The sequence below is a fragment of the Rhodococcus sp. 05-2254-6 genome (assembly GCF_002258565.1).
In the GTDB taxonomy this organism is placed as follows: Bacteria; Actinomycetota; Actinomycetes; order Mycobacteriales; family Mycobacteriaceae; genus Rhodococcoides.
The window spans coordinates 71,733-77,876 of the sequence record NZ_NOZF01000017.1; the positions used below are offsets into that span (position 1 = coordinate 71,733).

Here is a 6,144-nt window from a genome sequence, read left to right on the forward strand (position 1 = left end):
GCGCCGAAACAACTACCACACTGATCACATCAGCACCAAAAGTTACAACGCTGCCCGATCGGCGTTTGCGGTGGCCAGCAGCTCCTCGGCATGCGCGCGACCGGTTTCCGTGTCGTCCAGACCCGCGAGCATTCTCGCGAGCTCGACGACGCGCTCCGACGACGACAGCGTCCGAACCCCGCTGTTCGCCGCACCCTTCTTCGCATCGGTCTTGTCGACCACCAGGTGGGTGTCGGCGAATGCTGCGACCTGAGGCAGGTGGGTGACCACGATGACCTGGTGTGTGCGCGCCAACCGGCCGAGTCGACGCCCCACCTCGACGGCCGCGCGACCACCCACTCCGGCGTCGACCTCGTCGAACACCATCGTCGCGCCCTTGTCCGAACCCGCCAGCACCACTTCGAGTGCCAACATCACCCGCGAGAGCTCACCGCCCGACGCACTCTTGCTGATCGGAAGAGCCTGGGCACCGTCGTGCGCGGACAGCCTGAACTCGACCTCGTCGACGCCATTGCTGCCCGCATGCAGTTCGGCCCCGTCCACGACGATCGGAGCCGTGTCGGACGGACCGGCGGGAAGTGCGCGAACATCGATCTGCAGCTTGGCTTTTCCCATGGCCAAACCCGCCAGCTCGACGCTGACCGCCTTCGAGAGCTTCACGGCGGCCTTGGCCCGAGCCGCGCTGAGCTTCGAAGCAGCTGCCGCGACGTCGACCGCAGCCGCGTCGACCTTGGCGCTCAACTCGGCGAGCGCATCGGCCGAGGTGTCGATGTGCGAGAGCCGCTCACGGGCCTCCTCCGCCCAGGCGATGACGCCGTCGACATCGGCGGCGTACTTGCGTGTCAACGACTTCAGCTCGGCCTGCCGGTTCAGGATCGAGTCGAGCGCGCCCGGATCGGACGGCAGATCCGTCAGGTACGAAGTGAGGTCTGCCCCGATGTCGCCCACGATCGCCATCGCGTCGTTCAGACGCGGCAGCAGCTCGGTCAGTGCTGCGTCCTCGGCATGTTCGAGGCGAGAGCGAGCCTCGCCCAGTAGATACAGCGCGGACGTCGTGTCCGACGCCTCCTCGGTACTCCCGACGAGCGCAGCCGAGGCACCTTCCGCGGTCTCACGCAGCGAATCGAGATCTCCCAGCCGACGCACATCCTCGGCCACGGAGCGATCCTCACCCGGCTCGGGGGCCAGGGAGTCGATCTCCTGGAGGCCGAACTGCAGCCGATCGGCTTCCTGCGCCAGCTCGCGACTGCGTTCGGTGCGGTCGATCAGCTCGTTGCGCGCGTCGAGCCACGCCTTACGCGCGGTGCGGTACTTCGAGACGAGGGACGCCACAGCATCCCCGGCGAATCTGTCCAGCGCGCCGAGTTGCTGATCGGGACGCAGCAGACGCAGCTGATCGTTCTGACCGTGCACCGTCAACAAGGAGTCGGTGAAGTTCGACAGCACCGATGCCGGCACACTGCGCCCACCGAGATGCGCACGAGAACGACCGTCCGAGTTGACGGTACGCACGGCGATGATCGAATTGTCCTCGTCCCGTTGACCTCCCGAAGACTCGAGCACCTTGTCGACGTCGTCGATCACCTGCTCCGACGCGGTGTCGGTACTGAATCGCCCCTCGACCACAGCACGCTGAGCGCCGAGCCGAACCCGGCCTGCGTCGGCGCGGGCACCCGACAACAGGTGCAAACTGGTGACCACCATGGTCTTACCGGCACCCGTTTCGCCGGTGAGTACGGTCAGCCCCTCGTGAAACTGTGCGCTGGCACCGGATATGACTCCGAGGCTGTCGATCCGAATCTCTTCGAGCATCCCTACCTCGCTCTCCCCCGCCACCCGGTCACGGGCAGTTCGAATTTCTTGACCATGCGATCGGCGAACGGTGCCGAATCGAGCCGAACCCACTTGATCGGTGACACTCCCCGAACCACCTCGACGCGAGCGCCGGCAGGCAGGCTCAATGTGCGCCTGCCATCGCAGAATACGAATCCCGCGTGACCGCCGGCATCGATCTCGATCGCAACGATCGACTCGGGACTGGTGACCAGTGGACGTGCGAACAGAGCATGAGCGTTGCTCGGAATGACCAATATCGCTTCGAGCTCGGGCCAGACCACAGGCCCTCCAGCCGAGAACGCGTAGGCCGTCGAGCCCGTAGGTGTGGAGACCAGGACGCCGTCGCACCCGAAAGCCGACACCGGTCGACCGTCGACTTCGAGGACCACCTCGAGCACTCCGAGCCGTGACCCGTTCTCGATGCTGGCCTCGTTCAGTGCCCAACCACGATCGACCACCTGGTCGCCGACGCGAATCGCAATGTCCAGTGTCATGCGTTGCTCGATGCGGTAGTCCCCGGCGATGACGCGGGCCAGCGCATCTTCGAGATGGTCGGCTTCGGCCTCCGCCAGGAACCCGACATGGCCGAGGTTGATGCCGAGCACCGGTATGGACGCTCCTCGCGCGAGTTCGGCTGCGCGCAGGAAGGTCCCGTCACCGCCGAGAACCAGGACCATTTCACAACCGGCGGCCGCGTCCGGTCCGAACTCGACGACGTTCAGTTTCATGTCAGCGACGAACACGTGATCGTGTTCCTCGGTATCGGAGGCTTCGATCTTCGACGGCTCGACCTCGTCCACGAGCACGCGAAGGCAGATGCCCACTTCGTCGAACACCTTGCCCACGCGGCGCGCGGTTTCGGCGATGTCCGGTCGACCAGGATGGGCGACGAGAAGAATCTCTCGAGTCGACTCCCGTTCCGGTGCTGCGTGGGACGGAGTCACTGTGGTCCTTCCTCGATCGCGAGCCGGACGAGTTCCGTGATGTCTGCGCGAGGCGAGTCCTCGTCTGCACCTGCCCTCAGCCACAAAAAGTACTCGACGTTGCCCGACGGCCCCGGCAGCGGGCTCGCCGCCACCGCGCGAACACTGAGCTCCAAGCCGACGGCCGCGTTCGCGACATCCTCCACGGCCTCGGCTCGCAGTGCCGGATCTCGCACCACGCCACCGGAACCCACGCGATCCTTGCCGACCTCGAACTGCGGTTTGACCATCAACACCATGTCGGTACCCGGCTTCGAGCATGCGACGAATGCGGGAAGAACCAGCTTCAACGAGATGAACGACAGATCTGCGACGATGACGTCGACAGGTCCGCCGATCGTGTCGGCGTCTATCGACCGGACGTTGGTGCGGTCGATCACGTGAACGCGGTCGTCGGACTGCAGACGCCACACCAGCTGCCCGTATCCCACATCAACGGCGACGACCTCACGCACTCCTCGACTGAGAAGAACGTCGGTGAACCCGCCGGTGGACGCCCCGGCGTCCAGACAACGAGCCTGCTCGACGGTCAACCCGAGCGGCTCGAAGGCGTCGAGGGCACCGAGCAACTTGTGCGCCCCGCGGGAGGCCCACGAGATCTCGTTGTCTTCTTCGGCCACCAACAGCGGTGTGCCCGGCTCCACCGCGGTAGCGGGCTTCGAGGCCACCGTCCCGGCGATCTTCACCCGGCCCGCTTCGATCAACTCCGAAGCGTGCTCGCGAGATCGGGCGAGTCCACGACGAACCAGTTCGGCGTCGACACGTGCGCGACGAGCCATGTCAGGTCTTGTCGACGGTGGTCAGGGCACGAACGAGTACTTCGTGCGCTCGGTCGAGCAGACTCGCGTCGCGCGCCAAGGCCTCGGAGTCCACGGCCTCGGATCCCTCGTCGTCCGCCGACTCGATGGTGAGCTGATTCAACAGCGAACCGACCTCGGTGCGAATAGTGTCGGGATCTGCCGACGACTCGTCGACGACACCGCTCGGCCGGTGCTGTCCTGGTAGTGGAATAGGCGCGCTCATCGCCTCTCACGCTATCGGATGGGTCCGACGAACGCCGGATCGCCGCCGCTCGCCGAACGCTGCTGTCGAACGCAGCGTCAACAGCCGAGTAGCGAACGCAGATCGCCGAGTCGATCTCCCTCGAAGCGAACATCCGAGAACGTCGAACCGGACCAGGCGACGTGCAGTGTGGCGAGCGCCCCCTCGAACGCATCCGGCTCACCGTCCCCGCTGTACTGCACGGACAGCACCTCGTTCTCGATGCCGACCGTCCAATCGGTCTTGCTGCCGACGCTCGACGACATCTCGTCCTTGTTGAGGACTCCGAGATCGGGGCCGATGTGAGTGGGGCGCAAATGCCGAGGAGCATGCAACAACTCCGCAGCGGTACTCACGCCGGTCAATACCAGCAGCGACGGTAGATCGATTTCGTTCGCTCCGGCGATGTCGGTGTCGAGTCTGTCTCCGACGACCAGTGCCGAACGTGCTCCGCTGCGCTCGATGGCGTCGTGCATGATCGGGGCGGCGGGCTTGCCTGCCACGATCGGCTCGATCTCGGTGGCGTTGCGAACCGCTGCGACCATCGAGCCGTTCCCCAGAACGAGTCCCCGCTCGGTCGGCAGGGTTGCGTCGATGTTCGTTGCCACCCACAGTGCACCTGCACGGATGGCGAGGACAGCCTCGGCAAGAATCTTCCAGCCTGTATCGACCGAATGCCCCTGCACCACCGCGACCGGACGGTCGTCGGCAGATCTGACCGGCTCGAGACCTACCCTGGTGATCTCGTTCGCCAGCGCGTCGGTACCGACGACGAGCACGCGGGAACCTGGGTCCAACTTTTCCGCCAACACACGGGCACCGGCCTCGGAACTTGTGACCACGAACTCTGCCGTGGTGTCGAACCCGAGACCACGCAGATGTTCGGCAACGTCCTCAGGGGCACGACTGGCATTGTTGGTGACGAAGTACTGCTTTTCCGTACCACCCGACAGCGCTTCCACTGCACCGGGAACGGGGTCCTTGCCTGCGTACACGGTGCCGTCGAGGTCGAGCAGCAGAACGTCATGGAGCTCGCGCAGCGCGGTCACTGACCGCCTCCGGACAACTCCTCGACCCGCTCTTCTGCATCGGTCTCACCATCGACATCGGCTGCAGCGGCATTGAGGAACCACTTCACACCCTCGTCGACGCGACCCGCCGCAACCAGCGCATCTGCGTAGACGTAGAACAGGCGAGCGGCAGCCGTGCCCGAGCGCGACGCGTCGAGATCAGGGGTCTGCAGCGTGACGACGGCCTGGTCGTACTGGTTCAGATCCATTCGGGCACCTGCCACGACGATCCGAAGCTCCGACGCTTCCTCGCCGGTCAACTCACGAGCCTCGTCACTGCGACCGAGTTCGATGGCGCGCTCGGGACGTCCGAGTCCGCGCTCGCAGTCGGCCATCACAGCGATCAGGCCCGGTCCGCCAGCCATGCGTCGGGCGGCGCGAAGCTCGGACAACGCTTCGGCCCACTCACCGGCGTGGTACGCCGCGATACCTGCGGTTTCACGTACTACGGCGATGCGGCCGGCGCGCTGACGAGCAGCGCGCGCATGCAGCAGCGCCAACTGCGGATCGTCGTCGAGCAGCCTGCTGGTCATCACGAGGTGACGCGCGACGGCGGTTGCGTTGTTCTTGTCCAAGCTCAACAGATCTCGACGCACTGCTGGTTCGAGCTGTCCGGCCTCGACCTCATCGGGTAGATCCGGCTCCTCGGGACGCGGGGGTCGACGGTCGGACGGTGCGCTGTTTCCGCGGCGATCGCCGGAGAACCCACCTTCACCGCCACGCCTGCGGGGAGGACCGTCCGAACGACGCGGGTCTCCGCGGCGGTCCTGAGCGCGGGGATTGCGGTCTCGGGACTCGCTCGGGCGGTTGCCGCCGTCCCCACGGGACGGGCGACGATCGTTGTTGTCTTCCGACACGGGCGTCCTTTCGGATTTCGGTACAAACGCAAAAAGGGGACCCACCAAGTGGGTCCCCTTCTTACAACGGGTGTTCGGCGGTGTCCTACTCTCCCACACCCTGTCGAGTGCAGTACCATCGGCGCTGGAGGGCTTAGCTTCCGGGTTCGGAATGGGACCGGGCGTTCCCCCTCCGCTATGGCCGCCGTAACTCTGCGAAACAATGCAGATCACGAGCGAACCGTGTGTCCATCCCGATAGAGGGCTGGACGCGGATTTGTGTATTCGGTTGTGCTTGCTGAACAACTACTCGTGTGTTGTTTCAGATATTGCACAGTGGACGCGTAGCTTCTTTGTGGTAAGTCCTCGGCCTATTAG

Annotated in this window: 6 protein-coding genes and 1 rRNA gene; all 7 read right to left on the bottom strand. The window is 65.1% G+C overall.

Annotated features, from left to right (window positions below):
- Window positions 1–42: 42 nt before the first annotated feature.
- Entirely contained in the window at window positions 43–1,812 is a 1,770-nt protein-coding gene (recN, locus tag CH256_RS02335) for a DNA repair protein RecN (RefSeq protein WP_176460528.1), read from the bottom strand.
- A 2-nt stretch (window positions 1,813–1,814) separates the two neighbouring features.
- Window positions 1,815–2,780, bottom strand: coding sequence for an NAD kinase (locus tag CH256_RS02340; RefSeq protein ID WP_094641569.1), 966 nt, complete (start codon window positions 2,778–2,780; stop codon window positions 1,815–1,817).
- Window positions 2,777–3,598, bottom strand: coding sequence for a TlyA family RNA methyltransferase (locus CH256_RS02345; RefSeq protein ID WP_094641567.1), 822 nt, complete (start codon window positions 3,596–3,598; stop codon window positions 2,777–2,779). The genes CH256_RS02340 and CH256_RS02345 overlap by 4 nt, the downstream gene beginning before the upstream one ends.
- 1 nt (window position 3,599) lies before the next feature.
- Window positions 3,600–3,842: a hypothetical protein gene (locus tag CH256_RS02350; RefSeq protein ID WP_094668764.1), complete on the bottom strand. Its 243-nt coding sequence runs from the start codon at window positions 3,840–3,842 to the stop codon at window positions 3,600–3,602.
- 77 nt (window positions 3,843–3,919) lie between these two features.
- A complete protein-coding gene (locus tag CH256_RS02355; RefSeq protein ID WP_094668765.1) occupies window positions 3,920–4,909 on the bottom strand; it encodes an HAD-IIA family hydrolase in 990 nt (329 codons plus the stop codon).
- Entirely contained in the window at window positions 4,906–5,787 is an 882-nt protein-coding gene (locus tag CH256_RS02360; RefSeq protein ID WP_094641563.1) for a tetratricopeptide repeat protein, read from the bottom strand. Before CH256_RS02360 ends, CH256_RS02355 begins: the two co-directional genes overlap by 4 nt.
- Window positions 5,788–5,859: 72 nt before the next feature.
- A 5S ribosomal RNA gene (rrf, locus tag CH256_RS02365) occupies window positions 5,860–5,976 on the bottom strand.
- Window positions 5,977–6,144 lie beyond the last annotated feature (168 nt).